The sequence below is a fragment of the Acidipropionibacterium thoenii DSM 20276 genome (assembly GCF_000423445.1).
Lineage (GTDB): Bacteria > Actinomycetota > Actinomycetes > Propionibacteriales > Propionibacteriaceae > Acidipropionibacterium > Acidipropionibacterium thoenii.
This window is the reverse complement of the sequence record NZ_AUHZ01000021.1, coordinates 12,815-37,537: the sequence shown is the minus strand read 5'-3', so window position 1 is coordinate 37,537 and position 24,723 is coordinate 12,815. Positions and strand designations below refer to the sequence as shown.

The following is a 24,723-nucleotide window of genomic DNA, read 5'->3' as shown; positions in this document are numbered from 1 at the left end:
CCATTTTCCATTCGGATCATGGGTCGCAGTACATGTCGAAGGAATTCACCGAGCTGCTCGAGTCCTATGATATCAGACTGTCCGTGGGGAGGACGGGACTGTGCTGGGATAATGCGTGGGCGGAGTCGTTCAATGCGACGTTGAAGAACGAGAGGGTGCACCGGGTAATCTATCGGACCAAGGATGAGGCGGTCCGGGATATTGTGCGGTGGATCGAGCTCAGGTATAATCAGAAACGTCTTCACTCGTCGTTGGGGTATCGGACCCCTAATGAGATTGAGGCGGAGTACAGGGAATCACGTCAGGTGGCCTGAAACCAAGTGTTTGGGCGTGTCCGAGAAACGGCAAGCAGTCCAACCTTCTTGTACCCGTACCGGCCGATCAGATTCCCGCCGATGTACTGGAACACCGCATAGGCGAAGAGGCTGGCAGTCATCACCAGCCCGATCTGGGTGTCCTCGACGTGGAACTCCTGCTTGAAGTAGGGAGCGAAGATTCCCTTGAAATTATCCCCCATCGCCACGATCACATACATGATCAGCAACAGTGCAACGATGGGCCCATTGCTGTGCTTCACCTGCCCCTGATGTCTCACGTCAACCTTTTTTCTCTACCCGATCCAGACGATTCGCCTGTCACGACTCCGTTGTCCTCAGCCCTCGCGGCGCTGCCACCTCGGTGTGTGCGGCGGGTGGTCTCGGCACCCGCGTGCCGTCGACCCGATCGACGCCTCCCTCCGATGGCATCAACGCGGGATCGGGATCCTCGACATCGAGGTCGTCGCCCTTCCCGTTCCCCGGGAACTTCCCTCAGGTGCGCCCATCTGCAGGACGGCACCCTCGGCCCGGTTCACTCAGCACTGACCGATGCGCTGTCGCACCAGTACCGGCAACTCCTTCGTTACCTCTCGCAGAGTATTACTAAGTAGACGTCTTGTCCATCAGGTTGGATTACTCTCCAGGAGCTCCGAACGGGGGACGCCAGCCCTGCTGTGATCCGGACCCTGATCCCAGCACCTGGGATTGTCGCTTGCGCTTGTGTCTGGGGGATGTCGCGGGCTCTGCGGGAGCGACCAGTGAGAGGCACGGGTAAACCCGCTGGGACCCGGGGGCCGTTGATGCGATTTTCGATCAGCGGACAGTCTCATAAAACTGTGGGACAACAGTCCCGGTCGCCGAACAGCGGGGGTCAGGCGTCTCGCAGATACTGCGCGAGGATTCTGGCGTGATTGACCCGCTCGTCCTTGGCCGCGTAGACGAGGGTGACCACCCGGCCCTGGCCCGCCAGCTCGAGTACCCGCTCGACGGCCTCCCGGGCCTGCGGCCGGGTGTCGAGCTCATGGCGGTAGCGGGCGGCGAACTCGGTCATCCGCGCCGGGTCGTGCTTCCACCAGGTGCGCAGCTCGGGGGTCGGGGCGATCTCCTTGAACCACTCGTCGAGCCCCGCACGCTGGTGCGACATGCCGCGGGGCCACAACCGGTCGACCAGGACCCGCGTGCCGTCCGCCGCGACTGGTACGTCGTAGACCCGCTTGATCCGGATCACGGGCCGCGACCCGGGGCCACCATCGAAGGGGCCACTCGCCTCGGTCATCCCTGCCCCGGTCATCGACGGGTCAGGCGGATCAGCCACTGGGTCGGTCCGGACTGCAGGTAGTCCACGCCGACGTCGAAGCGGTCGCGCAGCTGCCCGAGCAGGGGCAGCGGATCGCGCGGGGTCCGGATCACCAGGGTGCCGCCGGGCGCCAGCGACTCGAAGGATCCGATCACCGCGCCATGACGGATCTGTCTGGGCAGCGAGATCACCTCGAGCACCGGCTCGTCGGCGGCGGGCTGGGATGTCTGGTCCTGCTGGGTCATGATGCGTCCTTTGGTGTCGTTCCGCAGGGTGCGGATGGGGGTGTGATGGATGAAGCTGTGGCGGGTGCGGCGGCCAGGGCCGTCGCTGCGGAGGGGCCGGTTCCCCGGCTGGCCGGCATCGGCGAGGACGCGACGATCTCGAGCCGGCAGGCGTTCGGCTCGGCGAAGGGATGGAGCCAGACGCCGGTCCCGTCGTCCTGCCCGCTGATCAGCCCCTCCCGCTCGGCGAGGCGCTGGGCCAGCCCGCAGTGGATCTCGCAGATCGCCTCCCGGTGGCCGCGCGCGGAGGCCAGGAACGGGCAGCTGCGCAACCGCACCCCCTCCCCCGACAGTTCCGGTGAGAAGCCGAGCCTGGCGAACAGCGGGACCATGCCGACGGGATGCTCGGCCCACAGCTCGTCGACCCAGCGCCGACCCGCCGCACGGGCCTGGTGCCGCAGCACGCCGGTACCGACCTGCCGACCGGTCGCCTCGAGAGCGGTCGCCAGTGCACCGACCATCGGACGCCAGGTCGCCTCCACGTCGGCGAGCGGGGCCGACCCGGAGGAGGCCGCGGCCGAGGGGAGGAGCCGGTAGCGCAGACCCGGACGTCCCCGGCTGCCGGCGTGGTGCCGCTCGCCGATGACGTGTCCGCAGGCCGCCAGGCGCTCCAGGTGGAAGCGAACGGTGGTCGGGTGCAGGCCGAGCACCTCGCCGATCTGCTGAGCGGTGACCGGACCCGGGGCCTCGCGCATCGCGGCCAGCACGCGCTCCGCAGCCGCGGAGGGTGAGCCGGTTGCGCCAGTGGCGGCGGGGCCGGCCAGACCGGAGTCGACCGTGTCCGCCGATCGGCTCTCTCGCTGACTCCCGACTCCCATGAATAAAAAGTATCATCATCCTTTCTATTCACGCACGGGCCGGGTCGAGGCTCATCCCACCCGCGTCCGGGCCCGACCGGATCGGGCCCCTCGATCTGACCCTTCGCCGCCATACAGTGCGCCATCACCCTGACGTCACACAGCGACGCAGGGGCTCGAGAGAGGTCGGGTTCATGGGCAGGTACGTGGCAGGACTGTGGCTGACGATCATCGCACCGTTCATCGGGATGATCGTGATCGGCGGCCCCGATGGCGGTGTGGTGGACCACTTGGTCCTGCACATCCTGATGATCGCCCTCGGGGCGATCTCGCTGTGGCTGGTGGCAGGGCTGCGCAGGACTGTCGCCCCTGGAGGTCCGCGGCCGTCGCGCGCGATCGGCGTCACCTGCACGATCCTGTTCGTGGTGCAGGTGCTCTTCCTGATCGGCAACGCCGGTGAGGCCGCCGCCCTCATCAAGGAGGGCGGATTCCATCTGGGAGAGGCCATCTTCGACGATCCGCTGCACTCCGCCGCGGCCTGGATCACCCCCAACGCCTTCATGCTGGCGGTGCTGGCGGTGCTGGTGCTCTCGGTCCAGGCCCTGGTGGTGACCAGGCGTCAGCGCGGGGGCTCGGTGGCCCCCGAGGTGGACTGATCCTCACCGCTGCCAGGAGCCTCGGTGGCCCCAGAGGCGGACTGATCGTCACCGCTGTCGGCCGACCCCACCTGGCCGGGCCGGGGCACCACCGCATCCTGTTGCGCAGCTGCGGCCTGCTCCGGTTGAGCCGGAGGCGGGGCGACCGGCGGCACCGCCGCGGTCCTCGGGGCGATCACCCCGGAGCCGTGGCGCATCACCCGGACCACCCCGAACAGGATCGACGAGCCGACCATCCAGGCTCCCAGCACCAGGAAGGGCTCGGCGTGCACGGCGTCCGGGAAGTAGGTGACGTCGCGGATCGCCCGCACCGTCGCACCGGTGGGCAGCCACCGTCCCATGAACTCGTAGAACGGTGGCAGCAGTTCGGGGGCGACCGCACCGCCCGAGGACGGGTTGGCGATGATGACGAAGGTGACCCAGGTCGGCAGCAGCGCCCACCTGCCGCCGATGGTGACCCGCCAGAAGCTGTAGACCGCTCCGGCGATGAACATCGTGGCCGCCAGGATCAGCCAGACCGGCAGCACCGGCAGGACCTCCAGGCCGAGCACCGGGCCGATCACCAGGGTCATCGTCAGGGCGACCATCAGGGACCTGACGGCGTCCCACCCGAAATCGGCGGCCAGGGTCATCTTGTTGGCGTTGAGCCGGGTCTGGATGGCGCCGACGAAACCGAGAATGGTGCCGCCCAGAGCCAGGTAGAACAGCACCAGGCCGTTCGGATCATGGGGCGCCAACGGGTGGGCGTCGACGATCTGGAGATCATTGCCGACCACCGCGCTCAGCGAGGACTGGTGCTGGGACAGCAGCTGGGCCACCGAGGCCCCCGATGCGCTGGAGATCCACATCGTCGGCGGCTTGGCGGCGGGATCGATGATGGCGAAGATCCGCTGGTGCTCCATCGCCTCCCTGGCCACCGGCAGGTTCGGGTACTCGCTGACCTCGAACATCTGCTCGCCGGTGTCGTCGAGGGTGCGCGAGATCGCGGTGGCATCCATCGAGTCCCCCACCACTCCGATCGGCACATTGCGCGGGTTGGGATCGCCCATCCCCAGGCTGTAGGAGGCCACGAACAGCGGACCGACGACGGCCACGATGAGCGCCACGACGAGAGCCGGCATGTGCTCTTTGGGGAGAGTCCACAGGCTGCTGATCCTGATGCGCGGTCGGCGGGCGTGAGGGGTCCGTGGTGGGGTCATCGGTGCTGGGCTCTCCTGAGGATCGTGGGTTGTCGGCTCCGGCCGGGGGTTCCGGCCGGTCTCAGCTCTGGAAGGCCTTCCAGACCGCCGCGATGTCCTGTCCGCCGTCGTTCTCGGCCGCCCGAGCGTACAACGCCTCCAGGGCATCGAGCAGTTCCGGCGAGATGCCGTCGGTCTGGGAGCTCGCCAGCCGGAGATCCTTGAGGAGCCCGGCGACGTCGAAGGAGGGGGTGAAGTCGTCGGCCAGGATCGCCTTGCCCTTGATGTGGGCGTACGGGCTGTCGACACCGGTGCCCTCCAGGGCGTCGAGGACCAGGGCCGGGTCCACCCCGAGACGCTGGGCGACGGTCATCGCCTGGCCGATTCCGGCGGTGATGGTGGCGATCCAGGTGTTCATCGCGACCTTGAGGGCCGAGGCTGCCGGGGCGGCCTCACCGACTCTCAGGGTGGCCGAGGCGACGGCGTCCAGCACCGGCTCGAGCTGCTGGATCACCTCAGGGTCACCGGCCACCAGAGCTTTGAAGGTGCCCTGCTCGGCCGGCCCCTTGGTGCCCAGCATCGGGGCGTCGACATAGCGCACCCCGGCCCTGGCGGCCTTCTCGGCCTGCTGGCCGGCGGCCTCGGGACCGATGGTGGAGGACTGCATCCAGATCGCACCCTTCGACATCGCCGGGAGCGCGGTGGCCATCACCTCGTCCAGGGCGACGGCATCGAAGACCATCGTGAGGACGGCGTCGGCCCCCTCGACGGCCCGTGCTGCCGAGTCGGCGACCCGCGCCGGACCGTTGCGGAAGGGCTCGGTGCGTTTCGGGGAGCGATTCCACACCGTCACCTTCAGATCGGTGTCGGCGAGCCGGGTGGCCATCGCAGCGCCCATCGTGCCGAGTCCCAGAACTGCCACTGACTGAACCATCTGAATCTCCCATTCCCTGGCAGTAGGCGGATATCAGCCGTCCTCCGGTAGAGCGTGGCCGGGATCCGGTTCATTCCCGACGGCCAGCTGCGCAGATCACTCCGCAGACGGGGGTTCGTGCAGCCAGGAGTGCAGACACCCCCGTCTGCGGAGTGATCTGCGCAGCGAAAGGCACGTGACGACCGCGCGACACAGGCCGATGTCAGTGCGCAGCGCAGGCCACGTCAGCACGTGACGACCATGCGACGCAGGCCGATGTCAGTGCGCAGCGCAGGCCGCGTCGGCGCGTGGTTACCCGCAGCCGGAAGGCCTCAGTGCTTGCCGATCTTGCGCAACGCGAGCTTGGAGACCACCGAGACGATCCCGGGGGTGTACTCGCCGATGACATCGGAGACCTTGTCCGGGTCGATCCTGCCGGTGTGCACCTGTTCGCACAGCTTCATCCAGCCCTCCCCGGTGGCCGCGGTGATCGAGGAGGCCACCCCGGCATTGATGACGCTGCCGGCCACCGGGACGAGCTTGAGAAAGCTCCGGGCCAGCGCCTGACCACTCAGCTGAGCGGCCAGTTGCGCCAGCGCCGAGGTCGACAGCATCGAGGTGAGTTCCAGGTCGTAGATGGTCGCGATCCGGCCCATCATCGTCATCTGGATCGGCGCCAGGGTGGTCGCATCCGCGACGGGGATGGGAACTGCGGCAGCTGCGGCAGCGGCAGCCGACGCAGCAGCGATGACGGGTCGGGCCATCTGCCGTTTCCAGGGGAGGTTGAGTCGTTGAGCGATGCGAAACGCGTCCTTCTCGTTGCGGGGCGACAGCTCCAGGGTGGCCTCGACGAGTTCACCGAGCCCGTGCCCCGTGCCCTTTCCGTGACGATCCCGGGTGGCGGTGGCGATGACCCGCTGGATGGGCAGGTGGATGGGCCGCCCGGCGTTGTCCACCGGCTTCTCCAGCCAGTCGCGGAACTCCTCGGTGTCATGGGGCATGGAGTACTTGGCGGTCACCGGGTTGCGCTCCCAGTCGACCTTGGTGAGCACCAGGATCACCGGCAGCCCACCGGCGTCCAGCTCGCGGATCATCTCGATGTCGGCGCGGGTCAATCGGTCGGCGTCGGCCAGCACGCAGAACCAGACGACGGCGATCTGCTCGTCGGCCGGACGCGCGGCGATGGTGGCCAGGTGGGATCTCAGGGCGGCGGCCGGGGAGGCCTGGGTGCCGATCTCGAATCCCTCGAAGTCCCAGATGCCCAGCGACTCGTCGTGGTAGTAGTTCACCCCGCTGGTCAGCGGCATGCCCTTGCCGACAGCGGCGAGGTCACGGGCGAAGACGGCGTTCACCAGGGAGGACTTGCCCACCCCGGTGCCTCCGATGACCGCCAGGTTGAACCGTCCGTAGCGGCTCCTGGCCTTCGAGTTGGCGTCGATGAAGGGGCGATCATCGATCTTCGGGGAGTCGTCGGGCGGTTTCTTTGCCATGCCGTTCAGTCTATGGAGCGGGGGCCACCCTGGGATGCCAGCTCGACCGCCGGCTCCTCCTGGGGCCAACTGCGCGAGATGGTGTCGGGGCGGCCCCTGGAGGCCAGCCATGATCCGAAACTGTCGGCCCATGTCCGGTGGTTGTCGATCTGGAAGTCGTGCAGGGCGGCGGCATCCATCGAGGCGGTCTGCGGGAACTTCGCGGCCATCGCGGCCAGCACCCCGAGCATCATGTCGACGTCGACCTCGGCGGTGTGGGCGTTCTCGGCCAGCGGCACCCCGTAGACCGAGGTCATCGCGGCGAGGGTGCGCTTGCCGCGCCGGTAGCGGTCCAGGCCGTGGTCCAGCACCAGGGGGTCGATCACCGGCGCCGGGTCTGCGCCGAGCCGCTCCTCCAGGGATCCCAGCTGGTGGCGTCGCAGCTCGGCGTTGATGAGGGTGAGGTCGAAGGGAGCATTGAAGACCACCACCGGGAAGCCCTGCTGCCAGTGGTCCACCAGGGCGGTGGCCAGCTCATCGAGCACCTCCACGATCGGCCTGCCCTCGCGGCGGGCGGTCTGGGTCGAGATGCCGTGGATCGCGGTGGCGCCGGCCGGGATCGGGACGCCGGGATCGGCCAGCCAGGTGCGCAACCGGTCAGCGCCGGAATCCCCCTGGCGGGTTCCGGTACGCTCGCCGATCTCCGGATGGGAACCGGCGGTACCGGCGTCACCGCCCTCAGGCTGCTGATCGCCGGCGCCGTCCGGGCGCAGCACCAGGGCTGCGGTCACCAGCCTGGCGGTGTGCGGATCGGGGCTGGTGGTCTCGGTGTCCAGGCCCAACCACGGGGCCTCCGTCCAGTTCATGATCGCGCCCTCCTGCGGCCGCCGGCCGTCTCCTCGACTCTGATGCCTCTACTGTGCACTGCGACCACTGACAGTTTTCTCGCAGCATGACCGCCTCCCGTTGCCCCGGGGGTATGGCGCATACTGGATCGCTATGAGCTCCGTCACCACCAGCACCTCCACTTCGACGAGCCGGAGCAGCTCTGCGGATCCTTCCGGCTGCCAGCACTCCTCGGCACCGGTGACCTTCTCCTTCGCCACCACCGACGACGCGCGGCGCATCCATCGCGTCGTCGAGGCGGCCTACCGGGCCATCGGCGAGGACGCCGGCTGGACCACCGAGTCGCATCTGCTGGCCGGCCAGCGAACGGACCTGGCCGAGATCAGCGAGCTCATCAACAGCCCGGCGGGAGGCCTGCTCACCGCCCGGCAGGGCGGCCAGATCGTCGGCAGCTGCGAGCTCCAGCGTCATGAGGATCACGCCTACTTCGGAATGTTCGCGGTCGATCCCCGACTCCAGGCCACCGGGCTGGGCAGTCTGCTGATGGGCCGTGCCGAGCAGCTGGCCCGCCAGGACTGGGGCCTGACCGAGATGCGACTCACCGTCATCGCCTGCCGCTCCGAACTGATCGCCTGGTACCGACGCCGGGGCTTCCGGCCGACCGGGGCGACCTCGCAGTTCCCCTATGACAACCCGCGCTTCGGACTGCCGCGGGTCGAGGGGTTGTACTTCCGGGAGTTCTCCAAGGCCCTGTAGGCCGCGGGCGCCCACGGGCCGGCCTTGAAAGTCCGTCATACCGTGCGAGGCTTGAAGGTAATGACCGCCATCAAGGAGGAACTATGACTGACAACGACCCCAAGTTCGACAAGGTCGAGGGCACGGTCAAGGAGACCGCGGGCAAGATCACCGGAGACAAGGACACCGAGGCCGACGGCCGCGCCCAGAAGACTGAGGGCAAGGTCAAGGATGGCCTGGAGGACGCCAAGGCAGGACTCAAGGCCGCCGGCAACCGTCTGAAGGACACCCTCGGACGCGACAAGGACAAGTGAGCTGGAACCGATCCCCGGATCGGGCCTGAGAGCCGCCGACCGACCGCCTGAGGGACGCGGTCGGCGACACGAGGGACTCAGGCGGCGGCACCGCGCTGCGACGTCGAGCAGCGGTGTCCCGGAACCCTTCTGCGGCGGCATCCCGATCGGGATGCCGCCGCAGTCGTGTCTCGTGGCCGCAGGCGGGCCAGGTGGCCGATGAGAGAGTGGGCCCATGGACGTCCTGAGATCGATCGTGCTGTTCATCGCCGCTGCCGTCGCCGAGATCGGCGGATGCTGGTTGGTCTGGCAGGGAGTGCGTGAGCACCGCGGCTGGTGGTGGATCGGGGCCGGGGTGATCGCTCTGGGGGCCTACGGATTCGTCGCCACCCTCCAGCCGGACTCGTCCTTCGGCCGCATCCTGGCGGCCTACGGCGGTGTCTTCGTGGCCGGCTCGCTGGCCTGGGGCATGGTCTTCGATGGCTTCCGCCCGGCCCGCACCGATGTCATCGGCGCCCTCATCTGCCTGGCCGGGGTGGCGGTCATCATGTACACCCCGCGGGCCGGCTGAGGACCGGTCCGGCGGCCCGCAGCGGTTCTCGGATCGAGCAGTGATCGCAATCCGGATGAAACGTTGGGCACCTAACCTTCCAGACAATCAGGTCCGGGAGCCTCGAAGTACCCGCGAGACAGCCCGGCGGCGCGCCACACGCAGGTCGGGCACGCAGGCTTGAGGAGACAGCATGCACACCGAGACGACTATCTGCCCAGGGTGTGGCGAGGCACTGGACTGGACCTCCGACGCCATCGCCATCCAGTACTCCACCCTCAACGGCGAACCCGACCGGATCGCCCTGATGCACGCCGGATGCGCCGCCTCACGAGCGAACATCCGGGTCAACCACAGCGAGGGCTGAGCTCTGACAAGGCCTGATGGTCACATCGTGAGAAAGTTGAGCCTTTCGCGTTCAATCCTGGAATATCTCCTCCCCTGAACCGGTTCCACTACACGTGACGGCGATGGGAGCCGTCGGGGCGGCAGGCCGGAAGGCCTCCAGCAGTGAAGCCCCCAGGACCCCCGAACCGCCACGGAGAACTGAATTTTCAGGGTTCCGGAGACTCCGGGGCCCGCCCGTCAGAAGGGGGAACACAATGGCTCTCGTTGAGGTCAATCCGTTCCGTGGTCTTGATCGTTTCTTCGATCAGTTCGCCCAGATGGCAGCAGGTGACACCAAGCTGATGCCGATGGATGTCTATCGTGACGCCGACAACTACGTCGCCAAGATGGATCTGCCGGGAGTGGATCCCGCCAGCATCGATATCGATGTCAACGACAACGTGCTCACTGTGCGCGCCGAGCGCACATCCCAGGACGTCAAGCACGACGAGCACTCCGGCTGGGTCTCCCGTGAGCGCAGCTACGGATCCTTCGCCCGTCAGTTGAGCCTGGACACCGGCTTGGATGCCAGCAAGATCTCGGCCGACTACAGCAACGGTGAACTCGTCATCACGATCCCGGTGGCCGAGCAGGCCAAGCCGCAGAAGATCCAGGTGACCCACGGTCAGGGGCAGGTCGGCACCGGCGCCACGGCGTCGGTCGACGCCACGGACACCAGCTCCGCGGACACCGCCAGCGCGCAGAACACCGCCGCTGCGGACACCGCCAAGCAGCCCCAGAACGCCTGAGGCCCGGCTTCCAGATAGCCAGATGATGTAACGGCCCGCCCACGTCACTGTGGGCGGGCCGTTTCATCGCCCGGGGCCAGTGATCCGGGTTCGCGAGCGCCACATCCCGATTCCTGCCGGAAGGCCGCCGAGAAACCCGAGCGGCACCGAGGATCGGGACGAGGCCGACGCGCAGATATAGCCTTCATGCCATGACCATTGTGGTTTCTCTCCCCTCCCAGCAGCTGACCGACGACGTCGCCGCACGCCTCGACCCGGCCCTCGACACCACACTGGTGACCTGGGACGGGACCGGCGAACCGCCCTGCGATCACATCGACATGTATGTCCCCGAGGCGGTCGGGCCGCGTCACCCGCTGCCCGATCTGGCCGCGCTGGGCTGTCATTTCGTCCAGGGCGGGGCGATCGGCTACGACGGGGTCAAGGAGACCCTGCCGCCCGGCGTCGTCTATGCCAACGCCTCCTCGGTCCACGAGACCGCCACCGCTGAGCTCACCCTCGCCCTGCTGCTGGCGGCCCAGCGTCGCCTCGACGAGTTCATGGACTTCCAGCGGCACGGCGAGTGGCATGTCCTGGACGCCCCCGGGCTGGCCGACCGGCGGATCGTGATGCTCGGCTACGGCGGGGTCGGCAAGGCCATCGCGCGACGTCTGGAAGGTTTCGAGGTCGAGCTGGTGCCGGTGGCCCACCGCGCCCGCGAGCAGGACGGCGTCCAGATCCATGGCATCGGCGAGCTGCCCGACCTGCTGCCGCGGGCCGACATCCTCATCAACGCGCTGCCGGGCGGGGAGGAAACCTACCACCTCATCGACGATGCGGTACTGGCGGCGCTCCCCGAGGGGGCCCTGCTGGTCAACATCGGTCGTGGACCGACGGTCGACACCGATGCCCTGGTGGACCATATGAGACGCGGTCGGATCCGGGTGGCCAGCGACGTCTGGGACCCCGAACCGCTGCCCAAGGGCCACCCGCTGTGGTCGATGAGCGATGCCATCATCACCCCTCACATCGGTGGGAACTCCTCGGCCCTGGAGCCGCGGATGGTCCGGCTGATCGCCCGGCAGGCCGAGAGGCTGGCCCGTGGTCAGGAGCCTGTCAACATCGTGCTGCGCAGCTGAGGGGGCGTCTCCGCGGCGCCGACAGACCACCGCAGGGCAGGCCGGGCACGCGCCTCACGATGACTCGGTGCGGTAGTCGCTGGGGGTGAGACCGGGCACGCTGCGGAAATCTCCGGCGAGATGGGCGTGGTCGGCGTAGCCCAGATCAGCAGCAATCGTGGCGAGGGAGACATCGGGGTGTTCGCGCACCAGTTGTGCGGCTTCCTGCAGCCGTCGACGTCGGATGACGGCAGCCGGTGGCAGACCGATGTACCGGCGTGTCATGCGTTGCAGGGTGCGCAGCGACACCGCGAGCCGCGCAGCCGCCTCGGCGGGGGTGTTCGCGCCGTCCTGGCCGATCAGCACTTCCGGCATCAGGTTCGCGTGCCGGGCGACGGACGGGAGGTCGCCTGCCCGGGCGCGGAGCCATCGCGAGAAGATCTCGACCGCCTGCTGATGCCTGTCGCGTGCACCACTCATCGCGGCGAGGACCTGGGCATGAAGAGCAGGCGCGCTGAAGGGTCGCTCGGTGTCGACAAGAGAGCTCGCATCCGATGTCAGCGTGCGCACCGCCGCGGGCCGCAGAAGTGCACCCACCGCCCAGCCGCTGCCCTGAAGTATCCGTTCGCTCATCCGCGTCGTTGCGCCCACGAGCGAGACCCCGTGCGGCTCGACGACCAGGTTCAGTGCCGGATAGCTGAGGACCGTCTGTCGTGACATGACCCCCGGTTCGAGATCCCACTCCGGTATCCAGAACCACTGGACCAGATCCTCCGCCGCCTGCGGGGGCGCAGAACGCTGGAACGCGGTCAGTCGCGATGGGAACAGCACCCCTCGTGACGGGTCGACCATGGTGTCACGATAGACGGGTCGCCCAGGTGGCGCGCATCTCCAAGCTGTTGACGCCGTGACGGCCGCATGATGGCCGCATGACTGAGAAGGACACGCCGAGCCGGGGCGTCACCGGCACATTCACCACCGACGGTCGGCCCCACGGGATGACCTCTCTGACTCCCTTCCTGGCAGTGACCGATGCCGCCGGCGCGATCGAGTTCTACCGCGAGGTCTTCGGTGCCCGTGTCATCGACGTCACCGAGATGAACGGTCAGCTCGTTCACGCCGAACTCGACCTCGGGCTCGGCCACCTGCAGCTGGGTGTTCCCAGCCCGGACTACCAGCTTGTGCCGCCGCCAGAGGGCGAGATGGCCTGCTACTCGCTGGGACTCTATGTGCCCGACGTCGACGCCGTCGTCGAGCGAGCGGTCGCTGCCGGGGCAACGGTTCGAGAGGAACTCGCCACCTTCGTCTCGGGTGACCGTTACGCCAGCATCCGCGACCCGTTCGGGGTGCGCTGGTCGGTGATGAGTCGAGTCGAGGACTTGTCCGAGGAGGAGAGCTCCCGCCGGGTCGCGGAGTGGGCCGCGTCCTTCTCATAGCCTCGATCTCATCTCGCCGGTCGTTCATGGGGCGGGATCCGGTCGTCGAGCCTCCGCCGATTCGGGCTGCGATGGGCGAGTGGCCGGCTGCCTGTCACTGCTGCCTGTTACTGAGGTGGCATGTTGCGCCGGGTGAGCTCCTCGGGCGGCAGCGCCCCCCGGGTCGCATCGATGATCTCGATGACGTCCTCCCGGGTGACCTGCCGTCCTTCCCGCTTGGCGTGCGCCAGGGCCTGGGCGGCCGACTCGCGCTGCTCGGGGCCGAGCTGGGCGAACAGCTCGGGCCACTGATCCTGGATGTCGATGTCGTCGCTCATGTCTCTCCCTACGGTGGTGGCTTCCGTGCGTCTGAACAGGTGTCTCCGGGCCTGCCGCGCCCGTGCCGACGGCGTCTCCCCGGTCGGGGTCCGCGCTGACCCGGTAGCTGCCAGCCTACGGGCCTGCGCTGATCCCGGAAGCACTGCCCGCGACATCGACCGCCGGTAGGGTGGATGTCCGGACGTGCTCATCAAAGGAGAAGAGCCGATGCGAGTCGCAGTACCCACCGAGATCAAGAACAACGAGTTCCGGGTGGCGATCACACCCGCCGGTGTCCACACCCTGGTCTCCCACGGCCACCAGGTGCTGGTCCAGAAGGGCGCCGGCCTGGGATCGGCGATCACCGATGCCCAGTTCCGGGCCGCCGGAGCCACACTCGTCGATGAGGCCACCGAGGTGTGGGAGCAAGCGGAGATGATCCTCAAGGTCAAGGAGCCGATCCCCGCCGAGTACCCCCTGATGCACGAGGGGCTGGTGCTGTTCACCTATCTCCACCTGGCCGCCAACCGGGAGCTCGCCGTGGCGCTGATGGAGCGCGGGGTCACCTCGATCGCCTACGAGACCGTCGAGACCGAGTCCGGCGCCCTGCCGCTGCTGTCCCCGATGTCGGAGATCGCCGGACGGCTGGCCACCCAGGTCGGCGCCCATCACCTGATGCAGCCTTACGGCGGCAAGGGCACCCTGCTCGGCGGGGCGACCGGCGTCCACAAGGGCGAGGTCGTGGTGCTGGGCGGCGGAGTGGTCGGCCTGTGCGCGGCGCGGGTGGCGATCGGGATGGGAGCGCGGGTGCGGCTCTTCGACGTCAACGAGGAGCGGATGCGCTACATCGAGGAGGTCACCGGTGGGGCCGTCTGCACCGAGTTCTCCACATCGCTGGGAGTGGCCCACGCCTGCGCCGAGGCGGACCTGGTGATCGGATCGGTGCTGGTGCCCGGGGCCCGCACCCCGCACCTGGTCAGCCATCAGACCGTCGAGGAGATGAGCCCCGGGACGGTGCTGGTCGACGTCGCCATCGACCAGGGAGGCTGCTTCGCCGACTCCCACCCCACCACCCATGCCGACCCGACCTTCCGGGTCGCCGACACGGTGTTCTACTGCGTGGCCAATATGCCCGGCGCGGTCCCCCACACCGCCACCCATGCGCTCACCAATGCCACCTTGAAGTACGCCACCCTGCTGGCCGATGCCGGCTGGCGAGAGGCACTTGCGGCCCGGACCGATCTGGCCCGCGGGCTGACCACCAGTGAGGGGCAGCTGTTCAGTGCCCCGGTGGGGCAGGCCCTGGGGTTGGAGAGCGCGGTGTGGGGTCAGGTGCCGGCCGGCGTGTGACGCCCGGGGCCGTGAGGCCGTGCCGCCCGCTGGGGTGAGATGCGCGGGGCCGTGGGTCCGTGCCCCTTGCCGGGGTGAAAACCGAGGGGTGAGGACCGAGGGGGTGCGCAGATTGCTCCCCAGACCGGGGTTCGTGCAGCTGAGAGTGCAGGAACCCCCGTCTGGGGAGCAATCTGCGCACGTCTGGAGCCGTGACCGGCAGGGATCGGCGATGTCCGGGCCGATTCGAGTGGTCATGATGAGGATCAGGGCACAATGCGGTGGGTGATCTGTCCCGAATGGGTTGACCCGACCCCGGCCGGTCCGGCGGGCACCACCGTCCCCGCTTCCTCCGGCACCTCAGCACGGCCCAATGCCTCAGCACTGCCCGGCACGCCCGGACACCCCGATACCCCCTCACTGCCCGGCACTGCGGCCGACGTGATCCTTACCGGCAGCGTCTTCTGGGACCTGGTGATGACCGGCCTGCCACGGATCCCGGCCAATGGCGAGGAGATCCGCGCCGAGACGATGGCCACCGCTCCCGGTGGGGTCGCCAACCTCGCGGTGGCCTGCGCCCGACTGGGGCTGCGGACCGGCCTGGCGACCGTACTGGGCCACGACATGGCCGGCCGGTTCTGTCTGTCGGTGCTGGCGGCCGAGGGGATCGATGTGTCGGCCTGCCGGATCTGCCCGGACTGGACCACGCCGGTCACCGTCTCGGTGACCCATGCCGGGGACCGACGGATGTTCACCCATCAGAAACCCGCCCCGGTCACCACCGACGAGCTGCTGGCCGGCGCAGCCTGTCCGCGAGCCGCCCTGGTCGATCTGGGTCAGCTCCACGCCGGGGAGGGCGCGGACTGGACCCGGGCGGCCGCCGCCGCGGGCACCGCGGTGATCGCCGATATCGGTTTCGACGAGACCGGCCGGTGGGATCGCGGGGTGCTGGCGGAGCTGGCGGTCTGCTCCGCTTTCCTCCCCAATGCCGTGGAGGCCTGCGGGCTGACCCGGCGCGACTCGGCGCGTTCGGCGGCCCGGGCGTTGGCCGAGCGGGTGCCGGTGATCGTGGTCACCGATGGGTTGTCGGGGGCCTGGGCGGTGGACTCCGGTTCGGGCGAGGAGGTTCACGCCGAGGCAGTCCTAGTGCCGGCCGAATCAGTGATCGATGCCACCGGGGCCGGGGATGTCTTCGATGCCGCCTTCACCTGGGCGAGCCTGGCCGGTTGGCCACTGGCGCAGCGTCTGGACCTGGCCTGCCTGGTCTCCAGCCTGGCGGTGCGCGGCCTCACCGGGTCGATGGGGTGCCCGGGTTGGGCCGAGATCGGCGCCTGGTGGCACGGCCTCAGCGACTCCGTCGACGACCAGTCGATGCGACGCCGCTTCAGCTTCCTCGACGGTCTGGATCAGGACGCCCGCGCAGCCGCACCGGCGCCAGCAGCGATCGGCTGGGACCTCTGAGCGGAGCCGAGCCCCTTCAGCATGATCCGCGGTCGATGGGCGACGAGCCGGCGACGGAGTCCCTAGTCTTGGGATGGTTCCGCAGCTGACCCGAAGGACTCCCATGCCGCTCGACATCTCCTCCCCCACCGTCCTGAGCCTGGATGACGTGACCTTCCGCCGCGAGAACAAGGAGATCCTGCACGGGGTGTCGTTGCGGGTGAGCCGCGGCGAGAGATGGGTGATGCTGGGCGCCAACGGCGCCGGGAAGTCCACCATTCTGGGATTCTGCGGAGCCGTGACGCATCCCACCTCGGGAATCGTCCGGGTGCTCGGACACCAGCTCGGCCGGGTGGAACTGCAGGCGCTGAGACGCCACATCGGCCACGTCAACCCCCGACATCCGGTGCGTCCCGGCACGACCGTCCGCGAGGTGGTGCTGACCGGCATCACCGGCACCGTCGCACCCGTGATGCGCTGGCGGCCCGGCGCCGAGGAGCTGGCGAGAGCCGACGAGCTCATCGAGACGCTGGGTCTGGCCAGGATCGCGGACGACCGCTGGCAGACCCTGTCCCAGGGAGAGCGAGGGCGCGCCCTGGTGGCCCGGGCGCTGATCTGCGACCCGGCGCTGCTGCTGATGGACGAGCCCACCACCGGGCTGGACGTCGCCGCCCGCGAACAGCTGCTCGACACCATCGACCTGCTCGCCGAGACCCGCCCCGATCTCAGCTCGATGCTGGTGACCCACCACCTCGAGGAGCTGCCGGCCACCACGACCCATGCGCTGCTGCTGGCCGACGGCCGGGTGGTGGCCTCGGGACCGGCGCCCGAGGTGCTCACCAGCGCCAATGTCACGGCCACCTTCGACTACCCGATCGAGGTCGAGTACCGCGACGGCAGATGGAACGCCCGGACCTCGCGTCCCCGACGAAGCCTCCGGAATGCGGAAGTTGCCTCGTAGTGATTTGGATGCCCCGTCAAGGCATCGGAGCGCGTACCCAGAGCTGATCTAACCCCCTCACAGAGCGCTCCAGGGCCGTGCGCAGACCCCAGGACAGGTCCCGGAACACGCCCCCCGAGAGACCCGCCCACTCCTACGGGATGACTCCTTGCCACGTCATCAGATGTCTGATTACGCTGACGACACCCGGCGTCGCATAGTTGCGGCCTCGGCACACCCTCAAAACAAAGGAGAACAAGGATGTTCGTCTATCTGTCGTACCTGCTCGATCCCAAGGACAATGCTTACCCGGGCGAACCGGTCATCGCCGTCGAACAGGACTCGGTCATCTCCGAGACCGGCAAACCCTTCAACTCCAAGATCATCCACCTCCCCAACCACTTCGGGACCCACATGGACGGCCCGCACCACTTCAACCCCGAGGGGGCTGATTTCGAGACCCTGCCCATCGAGACCTTCGCCTATACCGGAGACGAGGTGCTGGTCGCCGAAGTCCCCCAGCGCGGGGTCCCGAGATCGGTGGTCACCAAGGCCGACCTGGAGCCCTTCGCCGACCAGCTGCGAGGCAAGCGGCTGCTGCTGATCCGCACCGGCTTCGAGAAGTACAAGTTCACCGATCCCCACACCTATGAGTAGGAAGGAGTCAGCCTCCACCCGGACCTGTGCCGTTGGTTGGCCGAGGAGTTCGAGGACCTGTGCTGCATCGGCATGGACTGGCTGTCGATCGGTTCACCCTCCAATGACTACGGCGTCGAGGCCCACCGGTGGCTGCTGGGCAACTACACCGACCACATCATCACCGGGATCGAGGACATGACCCTGGCGCCCCTAGGCGACCGGCCCATCAAGTCACTCACGCTGGGGCCGCTACGGGTCAAGGGGGTCGACTCAGCTCAGGTAAACGCGATGGCTTGGCTCCAGGAGTGACACCGGGACCCTCACCGTTCCCCTAGAATCCGATCGAACGCTGCTCGCGGGAGCGGGGGTGCAGTCGACTCTGGGGCGACAAGCAGACCCCGGGTGCCAAGCGCGCCGTGTGATCAGCGGGAGCGGTGAGGGTGGAGGGGAGAGATGGCGCAGAGCAGAGTTGAGGCAACCGTGACTGGCCTGCTCGACGCCGTGGTGAACGGCTCGGTCAAGGTCGGGCAGGCGTTGCCAGCCGAGACCGCGCTCGCCCAGAGTCTTGATGTCTCCCGGCTGACCCTTCGCGAGGCCGTGCGGGTCCTCACCGATCGCGGAGTGCTGCGGCCTATCCATGGCCGGGGCACCTTCGTCAATCCGCCCGGCCAGTGGACCGACCTGGGCAGCATGATCGCCCTGCAGGCGAAAACCTCCAGTCCGCTCGACATCGCCCTCGAACTGGTCGAGATTCGCCGGATGATCGAGGTCGGCGCCAGCGGGCTGGCCGCCGAACGGCACAGCGCCGAGGATCTTGACGCCCTGGAAGGGATCCTGGCCCAGTACCGCAGTGATCACGACGCCGAGGACGTGGTCGCCACCGTGCGCGGGGATCTGGCCTTCCACGACCGCATCCTCCAGGCCTCCGGGAATCCCTTCCTCACCACTGTCTTCGATCCGCTGCGTGTCGCCCTGCTGGCCGGTCGCACCGACACCTCGACACACCACGACGTGCGGGTGCACGCGATGGTGCACCACGATGCAATTGTCGAGGCCATCCGTGATGGTGACGTGGAGGCCGCCAGGTCTGCAATGTCGGCGCACATGGACCAGACGGCCCACGACATCACCACCTACGTGTCGGCTCACACAGCTGATTCCTGATCGCCGACCCGGGGGCCGACGATCGTCGGCCCGCCGCCTTGCGGTCAAGTCATCAGAGGACTATGGTCACAGCCAGTCATCAGAGGTCTGATCACATAGGAGTGACTATGGACCCGCTCTCATTGGAGCAACTCACCGCGAATCTTCCCAGGGGCCGCGACGTCGAGGCCGAGGTGGTCGCACGCACTGGCTGCCCGGTGCTGCTCGTCCTAGACGACGACCCCACCGGCACCCAGTCAGTCGCCGACCTCCCGGTCATCACCGCCTGGCAGGTCGACGACCTGGCATGGGCGTTGTCCACCGGAGCGCGGGCCGTCTACGTCATGACGAACTCGCGCAGCCTCTCGCCGGCCGACGCCGAGCGCGTCAATCGGGAGGTGGTCACCAATGGTCTGGAGGCCGCCCGCCGGACCGACCGGACGGTGGCCTTCGTCTCCCGCTCGGACTCGACCCTGAGGGGACACTTCCCGCTGGAGCCCGACGTCATCGCCTCCGAACTCACCGGTGCCGGACAGCGGGTCGACGGTGTCATCATCGTGCCGGCCTTCCCCGACGCCGGCCGGATCACCGTCGACTCGACCCACTACGCAGGTAGCCCGGCCGATGGTTATATGCCGGTCGGCCAGACCGAGTTCGCCCAGGATGCGACCTTCGGTTACCGCTCCTCCTACCTTCCCGACTGGGTCGCCGAGAAGTCGTCCGGACAGCGGCCCGCCGACACCGTGCTGCGGGTCACGCTGGCTCAGATCCGCACCGACCAGGAAGCCGTCGTGACGACGCTGCGCCATGCCCACGACCGCCAGCCGATCGTGGTGGACTGCGTCGAGGAGAACGACCTGAGGCTGTTCTCGCTGGCCTTGGCGCGTGCCGAGGAGGGCGGCCAAGCCTTCATCTACCGCGTCGGGCCACCCTTCGTGCGGGCCCGGATCGGGCAGCAAGTCCACCCTCCGTTGACTGCCGAGCAGTCGCGCCCCGCACCCGACGCAGTCGCCTCGGATGCCGCCGGCGGTCTCATCGTGGTCGGCTCGCATGTAGGGGTGACCGGCCGCCAGCTGGACGCCCTGCGCGAGAGGCTGGCCATCACCACCCTCACGATCGACGTCCCCACCGTGCTCGACCCCGACCAGCGCGAGGCCCATCTGCACCAGATCGTGGCGAGGGCCGCCCGCGAACTGCTGAGGGGATCCGTCGTGATCCAAACCAGTAGGCAGGTGGTCACCGGCGCCGACGCCGACGACTCCCTACGGATCGCCCGCGACGTCTCCGCGGCCCTGGTGAGTACTGTCGCGCAGGCCCTCGCCGCACGAGCGCCGCGATTCGTCATCGCCAAAGGAGGGATCACCTCCTCCGACGTCGCCTCCAAGGGGCTGGGGATCCGGCACGCCACGGTGCGCGGGCCGATGCTGCCGGGCATCGTCTCGATGTGGCAGCCCGCCGACGGTCCGGCCCGGGGCATCCCCTACATCGTCTTCGCCGGCAACGTCGGCTCCGACGACTCGCTGGCCGAGGTCGTCGAGAAGCTCCAGTCAACCCTCTGAAGCCTCTCCACCCTCATTCATCACCATCTTTCGACGCGTCATCCGATGCGCCATCACACGATCAAAGGAGATCAATCATGACCACCACTATCGCCATTCTCGGTTTGGGCGCCATGGGGCTGCCGATGTCCACCTGGCTGCAGAAGTCGTTCACCGTCACCGGCTATGACATCAACCCCGAGCGCACCCGGCTGGCCACCGCCGAGGGAGTCACCGCAGCCGCCACCGCCCGCGAGGCGGCCGAGGGGGCCGACGTCGTCCTGCTGGCGGTGCGCAACCCCGCCCAGCTGGAGCAGGTGCTGTTCAGCCCGACCGGCGTCGCCACCGCGATGAAGCCGGGCGCCACCGTGCTGCTGACCTCCACCGTGGGGATGGACGCCGTCAAGGAGGCCGCCACCAAGCTGTCGCAGATGGGCCTGGGGCTGGTCGACGCACCGGTCTCCGGCGGTGCAGTGCGCGCCGGAAAGGGAGACCTGCTGGTTGTCGTGGGAGCCGAGGACACGGTATGGGACTCGGTCAAGGACGTTCTGGACTCGATGGCGTCCACCCTCGTCCGGGTCGGGAATGAGCCCGGTGCCGGGCAGGCGATGAAGACCGTCAACCAGCTGCTGTGCGGGGTGCACATCGCCGCGGCCGGCGAGGCACTGGCCCTGGCACGATCCCTGGGCCTGGACCTGGAGCAGTCTCTCTCAGCACTGATGTCTGGGGCTGCGGAGTCCTTCATGCTGGGCGACCGCGGCCCGCGGATGCTTCACGCCTACGACGAGGACGAGGTCGAGGTCCGCAGCCGGCTCGACATCTTCGTCAAGGACATGGGGCTGGTGACCGCTGCTGCGAAGTCGGTGGGTCTGTCCACCCCGGTGGCCGCCGCGGCCGAGCAGCTCTACATCCAGGGCGCGACTCGCGGACTGGCCGCCCATGACGACTCCTCGGTGATCACCGTCGTCGCCCCGGATCGCGCTGGCAAGGGCGAGTGACGATGTCGACGGGCGTACTGCTCACCCTCGCACTGCTGGCGATCGCCCTGCTGCTGTTCCTGGTCATCAAGCTGAAGATGAGCGCCTTCGTGGCGCTCATGATGGTGTCCCTGCTGCTGGCGATCGCCACCGGAATCCCACTGGCCGATATCGCCGACACGATGACCAAGGGGATGGGGAACACCCTCGGGTCGGTGGCCACTGTGGTGGCCCTGGGCGCCATGCTCGGCTCCCTCATCGAGGGAGCCGACGGCGCCAACACGCTGGCCCGGAAGTTCACCGATGTGCTCGGGAAGAAGCGTGTGGCGATCGCTGTGACGGCCGTGGCATTCCTGGTGGGGATCCCGATCTTTTTCGAGGTCGGTTTCATCATCCTGGCTCCGATCGTCTTCAGCCTGGCATTCGTCACCCGCACCAAGCTGCTGAAGATCGCCCTGCCTGTCGGCGCTGCGATCCTCACCGTCCACGTCGCGATTCCGCCCCATCCGGGACCCACCGCCGCGGCCGCCACCCTCGGTGCCCAGCCGGGCCTGATGATCCTCATCGGCATCCCGGTCTGTGCCGTGGTCGTGGCTGTCGGATATTTCGTCTCGAAGAAGATCCCGATTGACGACATCGTGCTCGGGAACACCCCGATCGGCATGCCGCCCACCGGGGAGGAGGAGGTCTCCGAGACCGCTGAGTCGGAAGCTGTGGACAACCCCACCGGGCCTGGACTCGTGCTGTTCCTCATCCTGGCTCCGGTCATCCAGATCCTCATCGGCACGGTCGGCAAGATGCTGGTGCGCGAGGGAACGCTGGCGCACTCCATCCTGAGCCTGGTGGGTGCCCCCTTGGTGGCGCTCCTGGTGGCCGTGCTGCTCGCATACCTGACGCTCGGCCGTCAGCACCACTGGAGCCTCTCGAAGCGGGGACACATCATCGACGACGCACTGCCCAATGTCGCCGTCGTGGTATTCGTCGCAGGTGCCGGTGGGGTCTTCGCGTCAGTTCTGGTGGCCAGCGGGATCGGCAAGGCCCTGGCGGGTGTGCTGATCTCGGCTCACCTGCCGTTGATCGTCGCGGCCTTTGTGATCTCACTGGCGTTGCGTGGCAGCCAGGGCTCGGCGACCGTCGCGATCCTCACGACTGCCGGGTTGCTCGCCAGCTCGGTGGCCCAGGGCGGATTCGATGCCTTCCACACCGCGCTCATCGCGCTGGCGATCGGGTTCGGCTCGCTGGGCTTGTCGCACATCAATGATGGCGGGTTCTGGATCGTCACCAAGTACACCGGACTGTGCGTCGCAGACGGTCTGAGGACATGGACCGTACTGACCACTGTGTGCGGACTCGTCGGCTTCGCCCTCATCGGGGGGCTCTGGCTGATCTGACGCCACGCCTATCGGGCCCTGACTTGCTCGGGTCAGCCTTCCCCGTCAGCGGGCCCAGCGTCAGCCGGTCGAGCGCAACTGAGTTCGGCTGCGTTCGATCTGCCGACGCTGGTCCCGCTACTCGAGTATCTACTGGAGCAATGTGTTCGAGTAGGTATTCGAGTGACGCTGTCTGACGCTGCCGGGAGGGTCACTGAACCGCCTGTGGGGTCACTTTCGCCACCTCCTGAGCCGAACTGCCATCTACTCCAAGAACCTTGGAGTAGATGGCAGTAGGCCTGGACTCGGCTGACCGTGGCTGCCGAGACATTGGCGGATCCTGGTGCGTAGACGAACCAAGATCCGCCACAAACTCCCCGGCTCCTTCACAACCCAGACTCGCCCGGCGTCACCGCCGCCACCGCCCGGGGCGCGATAATCGGTCCAGACCCGAAGGAGACCACCATCACCATTCCGCTCGATCATCTCGTCCTGCTCGTCCCCCACATCGACGACTACGTCGGCGAGTTCGCCCGGGTCACCGGCGTCACCCCCGTCTTCGGAGGCAGCCACCCGGGGATGGGCACCAAGAACTACCTGGTGCGGCTGGACTCCGAGGCCGTCAGCACCGCCGGCAACCCCTCCTACCTCGAACTGCTGGGGCTCGACGAGTCCCAGCCCGACGTGGCGCCGGAGGCCACCATGTTCGGGGTGGGACGCCGTGGACCCGATCCGCGGCCGGCCCTGGTGACCTGGGCGATGCACCCGGCCGACATCGAGGCGACGGCGGCCGAGGCGGCCGCCGGTGGGGTGGCGGTCGGCACCGTCGAGGCATGGTCGCGAACCGCCCCCGACGGCTCCCTGCTGAGATGGCGGGTCTCCATGAACCCGGCCCTGCCACTGGGCGGGCTGCAGCCCTTCCTCATCGACTGGGGGGCGACTGCCCATCCCGCCAGCAATCCGGCCCTCGACGAGATCCGGCTGCTGGGCCTGAGCTTCGAGACCCCCGACCCGGAGGCCCTCGAGGACGCCCTGACAGGGCTCGGCGTGACGGATCCGCCGCCGATCCGATTCGGGCTGGCGCCCACCATCACGGCCTCTCTCCAGACCCCCAGCGGCCCCCTCGAGCTGCGCTGATCCCCCGAAAGGACACCCCATGAACCACCGTCTCGGCATCATCGGATTCGGCCAGATGGGCGGAGCGATCGGCTCCGTCCTGGTCGCCAACGGAGCCCTGGAAGCCGGTCAGGTGACCGCCTGGGACCTCTCCCCGGATGCCCGTGGGCACGCCAGGGAGGCGGGCATCGCCACCGCCGGAAGCGTCGCCGAGTTGTGCGCGGGCTGCGACATCGTGCTGCTGTCGGTCAAGCCCCAGGACGCCCCGACGGTGCTCGAGCAGGCCGGTGCCGGGCTGGCCGACAAGGCCGTCGTCTCGATCGTCGCCGGCTGGGACGTGGAGACGTTGTCCGCCCACCTTCCCGAGAGCGCCCGGGTGCTGCGCGTGATGCCGAACACCCCGGCCCGGGTCGCTGCTGGAGCCTTCGGGCTGTCGGAGGCGACCACCGTGACCGATGCCGAGAAGGCCACGATCCAGAACTGGTTCTCGACGATCGGGCTGGTCGAGTGGGTGCCCGAGAAGCTGATGGATGCCGTCACCGGGCTGTCGGGAGGGATCCCGGCCTATGCGGCGATCATCGTCGACGCGCTGGCCGACGGCGGGGTGCAGCAGGGGTTGAAGCGGCCGGTGGCCCGGCGACTGGTGCTGCAGTCGCTGCTGGGCAGTGCTCAACTGATGCTCGAGACCGATCTGGGGCCCGGGGATCTGAAGGATGCGGTGTGTTCCCCCGCCGGGACAACCATCGAGGGGGTCAGGGCGATCGAGCGGGCCGGGGTCCGGTCGGGCCTCATCGAGGCGGTCATCGCGGCCTCGCAACGGGCGGCGGAGCTGAAGTAGCGACTCTGCGGCCGGCCGGGGCCCTGGGAGCACGGTCAGATGAGGTCCCGCTGAGGTGGTGGCGGATCCTGGTTCGTCGTCGAACCAGGATC

General features: G+C 68.2%; 29 protein-coding genes and 1 pseudogene. 20 read left to right on the top strand and 10 right to left on the bottom strand.

What is annotated here, in order from left to right; all coding sequences use genetic code 11:
• On the top strand, positions 1–314 hold a 314-nt coding region (locus G554_RS0108140; protein ID WP_027587519.1), incomplete at its 5' end, for an integrase core domain-containing protein.
• Here the strand turns inward: G554_RS0108140 and G554_RS0108135 are convergent.
• The 4 genes from G554_RS0108135 to G554_RS16760 all read right to left on the bottom strand — a co-directional run bounded on the left by G554_RS0108135 (position 302) and on the right by G554_RS16760 (position 2,716).
• Positions 302–595 (bottom strand): MFS transporter, encoded by a 294-nt coding sequence (locus G554_RS0108135; RefSeq protein WP_027587518.1) that lies wholly within the window; start codon positions 593–595, stop codon positions 302–304. The genes G554_RS0108140 and G554_RS0108135 overlap by 13 nt on opposite strands.
• Positions 596–1,188: 593 nt before the next feature.
• Positions 1,189–1,593 (bottom strand): DUF488 family protein, N3 subclade, encoded by a 405-nt coding sequence (locus G554_RS0108130; RefSeq protein ID WP_051232731.1) that lies wholly within the window; start codon positions 1,591–1,593, stop codon positions 1,189–1,191.
• 11 nt (positions 1,594–1,604) lie between these two features.
• Positions 1,605–1,859 (bottom strand): DUF2249 domain-containing protein, encoded by a 255-nt coding sequence (locus tag G554_RS17825; RefSeq protein ID WP_027587516.1) that lies wholly within the window; start codon positions 1,857–1,859, stop codon positions 1,605–1,607.
• The gene (locus G554_RS16760; RefSeq protein WP_051232729.1) at positions 1,856–2,716 is read right to left on the bottom strand and encodes a helix-turn-helix transcriptional regulator; all 861 of its coding nucleotides are present in this window, start codon (positions 2,714–2,716) and stop codon (positions 1,856–1,858) included. Before G554_RS16760 ends, G554_RS17825 begins: the two co-directional genes overlap by 4 nt.
• A 173-nt stretch (positions 2,717–2,889) precedes the next feature.
• Between G554_RS16760 and G554_RS0108115 the strand changes: the two genes are divergently transcribed.
• Entirely contained in the window at positions 2,890–3,351 is a 462-nt protein-coding gene (locus tag G554_RS0108115; protein ID WP_027587515.1) for a hypothetical protein, read from the top strand.
• On the opposite strand, the gene G554_RS15425 is transcribed toward G554_RS0108115, so the two are convergent.
• The 4 genes from G554_RS15425 to G554_RS15420 form a co-directional block, all read right to left on the bottom strand.
• The gene (locus tag G554_RS15425) at positions 3,315–4,472 is read right to left on the bottom strand and encodes a hypothetical protein (protein WP_051232727.1); all 1,158 of its coding nucleotides are present in this window, start codon (positions 4,470–4,472) and stop codon (positions 3,315–3,317) included. The two genes, G554_RS0108115 and G554_RS15425, sit on opposite strands and share 37 nt — an antisense overlap.
• 139 nt (positions 4,473–4,611) lie before the next feature.
• Entirely contained in the window at positions 4,612–5,451 is an 840-nt protein-coding gene (locus G554_RS0108105; protein ID WP_027587514.1) for an NAD(P)-dependent oxidoreductase, read from the bottom strand.
• A gap of 323 nt (positions 5,452–5,774) precedes the next feature.
• Positions 5,775–6,932: a GTPase family protein gene (locus G554_RS0108100; protein WP_027587513.1), complete on the bottom strand. Its 1,158-nt coding sequence runs from the start codon at positions 6,930–6,932 to the stop codon at positions 5,775–5,777.
• Between the two features lie 5 nt (positions 6,933–6,937).
• Positions 6,938–7,777 carry a 3'-5' exonuclease family protein gene (locus G554_RS15420; protein WP_051232726.1) on the bottom strand — a complete coding sequence of 280 codons (840 nt, stop codon included), beginning with the start codon at positions 7,775–7,777 and terminating at the stop codon, positions 6,938–6,940.
• A gap of 133 nt (positions 7,778–7,910) precedes the next feature.
• Here G554_RS15420 and G554_RS0108090 point away from each other — a divergent pair, with 133 nt between their 5' ends.
• From G554_RS0108090 to G554_RS0108065, 6 genes and pseudogenes are all read left to right on the top strand, one after another.
• Positions 7,911–8,513 (top strand): GNAT family N-acetyltransferase, encoded by a 603-nt coding sequence (locus tag G554_RS0108090; RefSeq protein WP_084648413.1) that lies wholly within the window; start codon positions 7,911–7,913, stop codon positions 8,511–8,513.
• Between the two features lie 83 nt (positions 8,514–8,596).
• A complete protein-coding gene (locus G554_RS0108085) occupies positions 8,597–8,806 on the top strand; it encodes a CsbD family protein (protein WP_027587511.1) in 210 nt (69 codons plus the stop codon).
• A gap of 214 nt (positions 8,807–9,020) precedes the next feature.
• A complete protein-coding gene (locus G554_RS0108080; RefSeq protein WP_027587510.1) occupies positions 9,021–9,356 on the top strand; it encodes a YnfA family protein in 336 nt (111 codons plus the stop codon).
• A 172-nt stretch (positions 9,357–9,528) separates the two neighbouring features.
• Positions 9,529–9,702 (top strand): hypothetical protein, encoded by a 174-nt coding sequence (locus G554_RS17645; RefSeq protein ID WP_154654226.1) that lies wholly within the window; start codon positions 9,529–9,531, stop codon positions 9,700–9,702.
• A 235-nt stretch (positions 9,703–9,937) separates the two neighbouring features.
• Positions 9,938–10,369: pseudogene (locus tag G554_RS15415) on the top strand (Hsp20/alpha crystallin family protein); the annotation flags it as partial.
• Between the two features lie 293 nt (positions 10,370–10,662).
• Positions 10,663–11,589: an NAD(P)-dependent oxidoreductase gene (locus G554_RS0108065; protein WP_027587509.1), complete on the top strand. Its 927-nt coding sequence runs from the start codon at positions 10,663–10,665 to the stop codon at positions 11,587–11,589.
• A gap of 54 nt (positions 11,590–11,643) precedes the next feature.
• Here G554_RS0108065 and G554_RS0108060 read toward each other — a convergent pair whose 3' ends face one another.
• Positions 11,644–12,420 (bottom strand): helix-turn-helix domain-containing protein, encoded by a 777-nt coding sequence (locus tag G554_RS0108060; protein WP_027587508.1) that lies wholly within the window; start codon positions 12,418–12,420, stop codon positions 11,644–11,646.
• Between the two features lie 77 nt (positions 12,421–12,497).
• Between G554_RS0108060 and G554_RS0108055 the strand changes: the two genes are divergently transcribed.
• Positions 12,498–13,004 carry a VOC family protein gene (locus G554_RS0108055; protein WP_027587507.1) on the top strand — a complete coding sequence of 169 codons (507 nt, stop codon included), beginning with the start codon at positions 12,498–12,500 and terminating at the stop codon, positions 13,002–13,004.
• Positions 13,005–13,111: 107 nt separating this feature from the next.
• Here G554_RS0108055 and G554_RS15410 read toward each other — a convergent pair whose 3' ends face one another.
• On the bottom strand, positions 13,112–13,321 hold the full coding sequence (locus G554_RS15410; protein ID WP_036925109.1) for a hypothetical protein: 210 nt from the start codon (positions 13,319–13,321) through the stop codon (positions 13,112–13,114).
• 208 nt (positions 13,322–13,529) lie between these two features.
• Here G554_RS15410 and ald point away from each other — a divergent pair, with 208 nt between their 5' ends.
• The 11 genes from ald (at position 13,530) to proC (ending at position 24,631) form a co-directional block, all read left to right on the top strand.
• On the top strand, positions 13,530–14,651 hold the full coding sequence (gene ald / locus G554_RS0108045; protein ID WP_027587506.1) for an alanine dehydrogenase: 1,122 nt from the start codon (positions 13,530–13,532) through the stop codon (positions 14,649–14,651).
• A gap of 264 nt (positions 14,652–14,915) precedes the next feature.
• Complete coding sequence (locus G554_RS15405) at positions 14,916–16,091, top strand: carbohydrate kinase family protein (protein ID WP_211220442.1); 1,176 nt, start codon at positions 14,916–14,918, stop codon at positions 16,089–16,091.
• 103 nt (positions 16,092–16,194) lie between these two features.
• On the top strand, positions 16,195–17,031 hold the full coding sequence (locus G554_RS0108035; protein ID WP_036925107.1) for an ABC transporter ATP-binding protein: 837 nt from the start codon (positions 16,195–16,197) through the stop codon (positions 17,029–17,031).
• 240 nt (positions 17,032–17,271) lie between these two features.
• Positions 17,272–17,667, top strand: a complete 396-nt coding sequence (locus tag G554_RS18100; RefSeq protein ID WP_211220441.1) for a cyclase family protein — start codon at positions 17,272–17,274, stop codon at positions 17,665–17,667.
• Between the two features lie 36 nt (positions 17,668–17,703).
• Positions 17,704–17,958, top strand: a complete 255-nt coding sequence (locus tag G554_RS18095; RefSeq protein WP_211220440.1) for a hypothetical protein — start codon at positions 17,704–17,706, stop codon at positions 17,956–17,958.
• 171 nt (positions 17,959–18,129) lie between these two features.
• Complete coding sequence (locus tag G554_RS0108025) at positions 18,130–18,813, top strand: FadR/GntR family transcriptional regulator (RefSeq protein ID WP_027587504.1); 684 nt, start codon at positions 18,130–18,132, stop codon at positions 18,811–18,813.
• Positions 18,814–18,920: 107 nt separating this feature from the next.
• The gene (locus tag G554_RS0108020) at positions 18,921–20,351 is read left to right on the top strand and encodes a four-carbon acid sugar kinase family protein (protein ID WP_027587503.1); all 1,431 of its coding nucleotides are present in this window, start codon (positions 18,921–18,923) and stop codon (positions 20,349–20,351) included.
• 77 nt (positions 20,352–20,428) lie between these two features.
• Entirely contained in the window at positions 20,429–21,328 is a 900-nt protein-coding gene (locus G554_RS0108015; RefSeq protein WP_027587502.1) for an NAD(P)-dependent oxidoreductase, read from the top strand.
• Between the two features lie 2 nt (positions 21,329–21,330).
• Complete coding sequence (locus tag G554_RS0108010) at positions 21,331–22,698, top strand: GntP family transporter (protein ID WP_027587501.1); 1,368 nt, start codon at positions 21,331–21,333, stop codon at positions 22,696–22,698.
• 414 nt (positions 22,699–23,112) lie between these two features.
• Positions 23,113–23,814, top strand: a complete 702-nt coding sequence (locus G554_RS0108000) for a VOC family protein (RefSeq protein ID WP_084648412.1) — start codon at positions 23,113–23,115, stop codon at positions 23,812–23,814.
• A gap of 19 nt (positions 23,815–23,833) precedes the next feature.
• On the top strand, positions 23,834–24,631 hold the full coding sequence (gene proC / locus G554_RS0107995; RefSeq protein ID WP_027587499.1) for a pyrroline-5-carboxylate reductase: 798 nt from the start codon (positions 23,834–23,836) through the stop codon (positions 24,629–24,631).
• Positions 24,632–24,723: the final 92 nt, after the last annotated feature.

Bases quoted from the DNA above. Each gene is read 5' to 3' on its own strand.
- G554_RS0108080 (WP_027587510.1), top strand. From the start codon at position 9,021: ATGGACGTCCTGAGATCGATCGTGCTGTTCATCGCCGCTGCCGTCGCC.
- G554_RS0108130 (WP_051232731.1), bottom strand. From the start codon at position 1,593: ATGACCGAGGCGAGTGGCCCCTTCGATGGTGGCCCCGGGTCGCGGCCC.
- G554_RS0108015 (WP_027587502.1), top strand. From the start codon at position 20,429: ATGACCACCACTATCGCCATTCTCGGTTTGGGCGCCATGGGGCTGCCG.
- G554_RS0108100 (WP_027587513.1), bottom strand. From the start codon at position 6,932: ATGGCAAAGAAACCGCCCGACGACTCCCCGAAGATCGATGATCGCCCC.
- G554_RS0108060 (WP_027587508.1), bottom strand. From the start codon at position 12,420: ATGGTCGACCCGTCACGAGGGGTGCTGTTCCCATCGCGACTGACCGCG.
- G554_RS0108010 (WP_027587501.1), top strand. From the start codon at position 21,331: ATGTCGACGGGCGTACTGCTCACCCTCGCACTGCTGGCGATCGCCCTG.
- G554_RS15425 (WP_051232727.1), bottom strand. From the start codon at position 4,472: ATGCCGGCTCTCGTCGTGGCGCTCATCGTGGCCGTCGTCGGTCCGCTG.
- G554_RS0108065 (WP_027587509.1), top strand. From the start codon at position 10,663: ATGACCATTGTGGTTTCTCTCCCCTCCCAGCAGCTGACCGACGACGTC.
- G554_RS18100 (WP_211220441.1), top strand. From the start codon at position 17,272: ATGTTCGTCTATCTGTCGTACCTGCTCGATCCCAAGGACAATGCTTAC.
- proC (WP_027587499.1), top strand. From the start codon at position 23,834: ATGAACCACCGTCTCGGCATCATCGGATTCGGCCAGATGGGCGGAGCG.
- G554_RS0108085 (WP_027587511.1), top strand. From the start codon at position 8,597: ATGACTGACAACGACCCCAAGTTCGACAAGGTCGAGGGCACGGTCAAG.
- G554_RS17825 (WP_027587516.1), bottom strand. From the start codon at position 1,859: ATGACCCAGCAGGACCAGACATCCCAGCCCGCCGCCGACGAGCCGGTG.
- G554_RS15420 (WP_051232726.1), bottom strand. From the start codon at position 7,777: ATGAACTGGACGGAGGCCCCGTGGTTGGGCCTGGACACCGAGACCACC.
- G554_RS0108090 (WP_084648413.1), top strand. From the start codon at position 7,911: ATGAGCTCCGTCACCACCAGCACCTCCACTTCGACGAGCCGGAGCAGC.
- G554_RS0108020 (WP_027587503.1), top strand. From the start codon at position 18,921: ATGGACCCGCTCTCATTGGAGCAACTCACCGCGAATCTTCCCAGGGGC.
- ald (WP_027587506.1), top strand. From the start codon at position 13,530: ATGCGAGTCGCAGTACCCACCGAGATCAAGAACAACGAGTTCCGGGTG.
- G554_RS17645 (WP_154654226.1), top strand. From the start codon at position 9,529: ATGCACACCGAGACGACTATCTGCCCAGGGTGTGGCGAGGCACTGGAC.
- G554_RS0108115 (WP_027587515.1), top strand. From the start codon at position 2,890: ATGGGCAGGTACGTGGCAGGACTGTGGCTGACGATCATCGCACCGTTC.
- G554_RS16760 (WP_051232729.1), bottom strand. From the start codon at position 2,716: ATGGGAGTCGGGAGTCAGCGAGAGAGCCGATCGGCGGACACGGTCGAC.
- G554_RS0108035 (WP_036925107.1), top strand. From the start codon at position 16,195: ATGCCGCTCGACATCTCCTCCCCCACCGTCCTGAGCCTGGATGACGTG.
- G554_RS15410 (WP_036925109.1), bottom strand. From the start codon at position 13,321: ATGAGCGACGACATCGACATCCAGGATCAGTGGCCCGAGCTGTTCGCC.
- G554_RS0108055 (WP_027587507.1), top strand. From the start codon at position 12,498: ATGACTGAGAAGGACACGCCGAGCCGGGGCGTCACCGGCACATTCACC.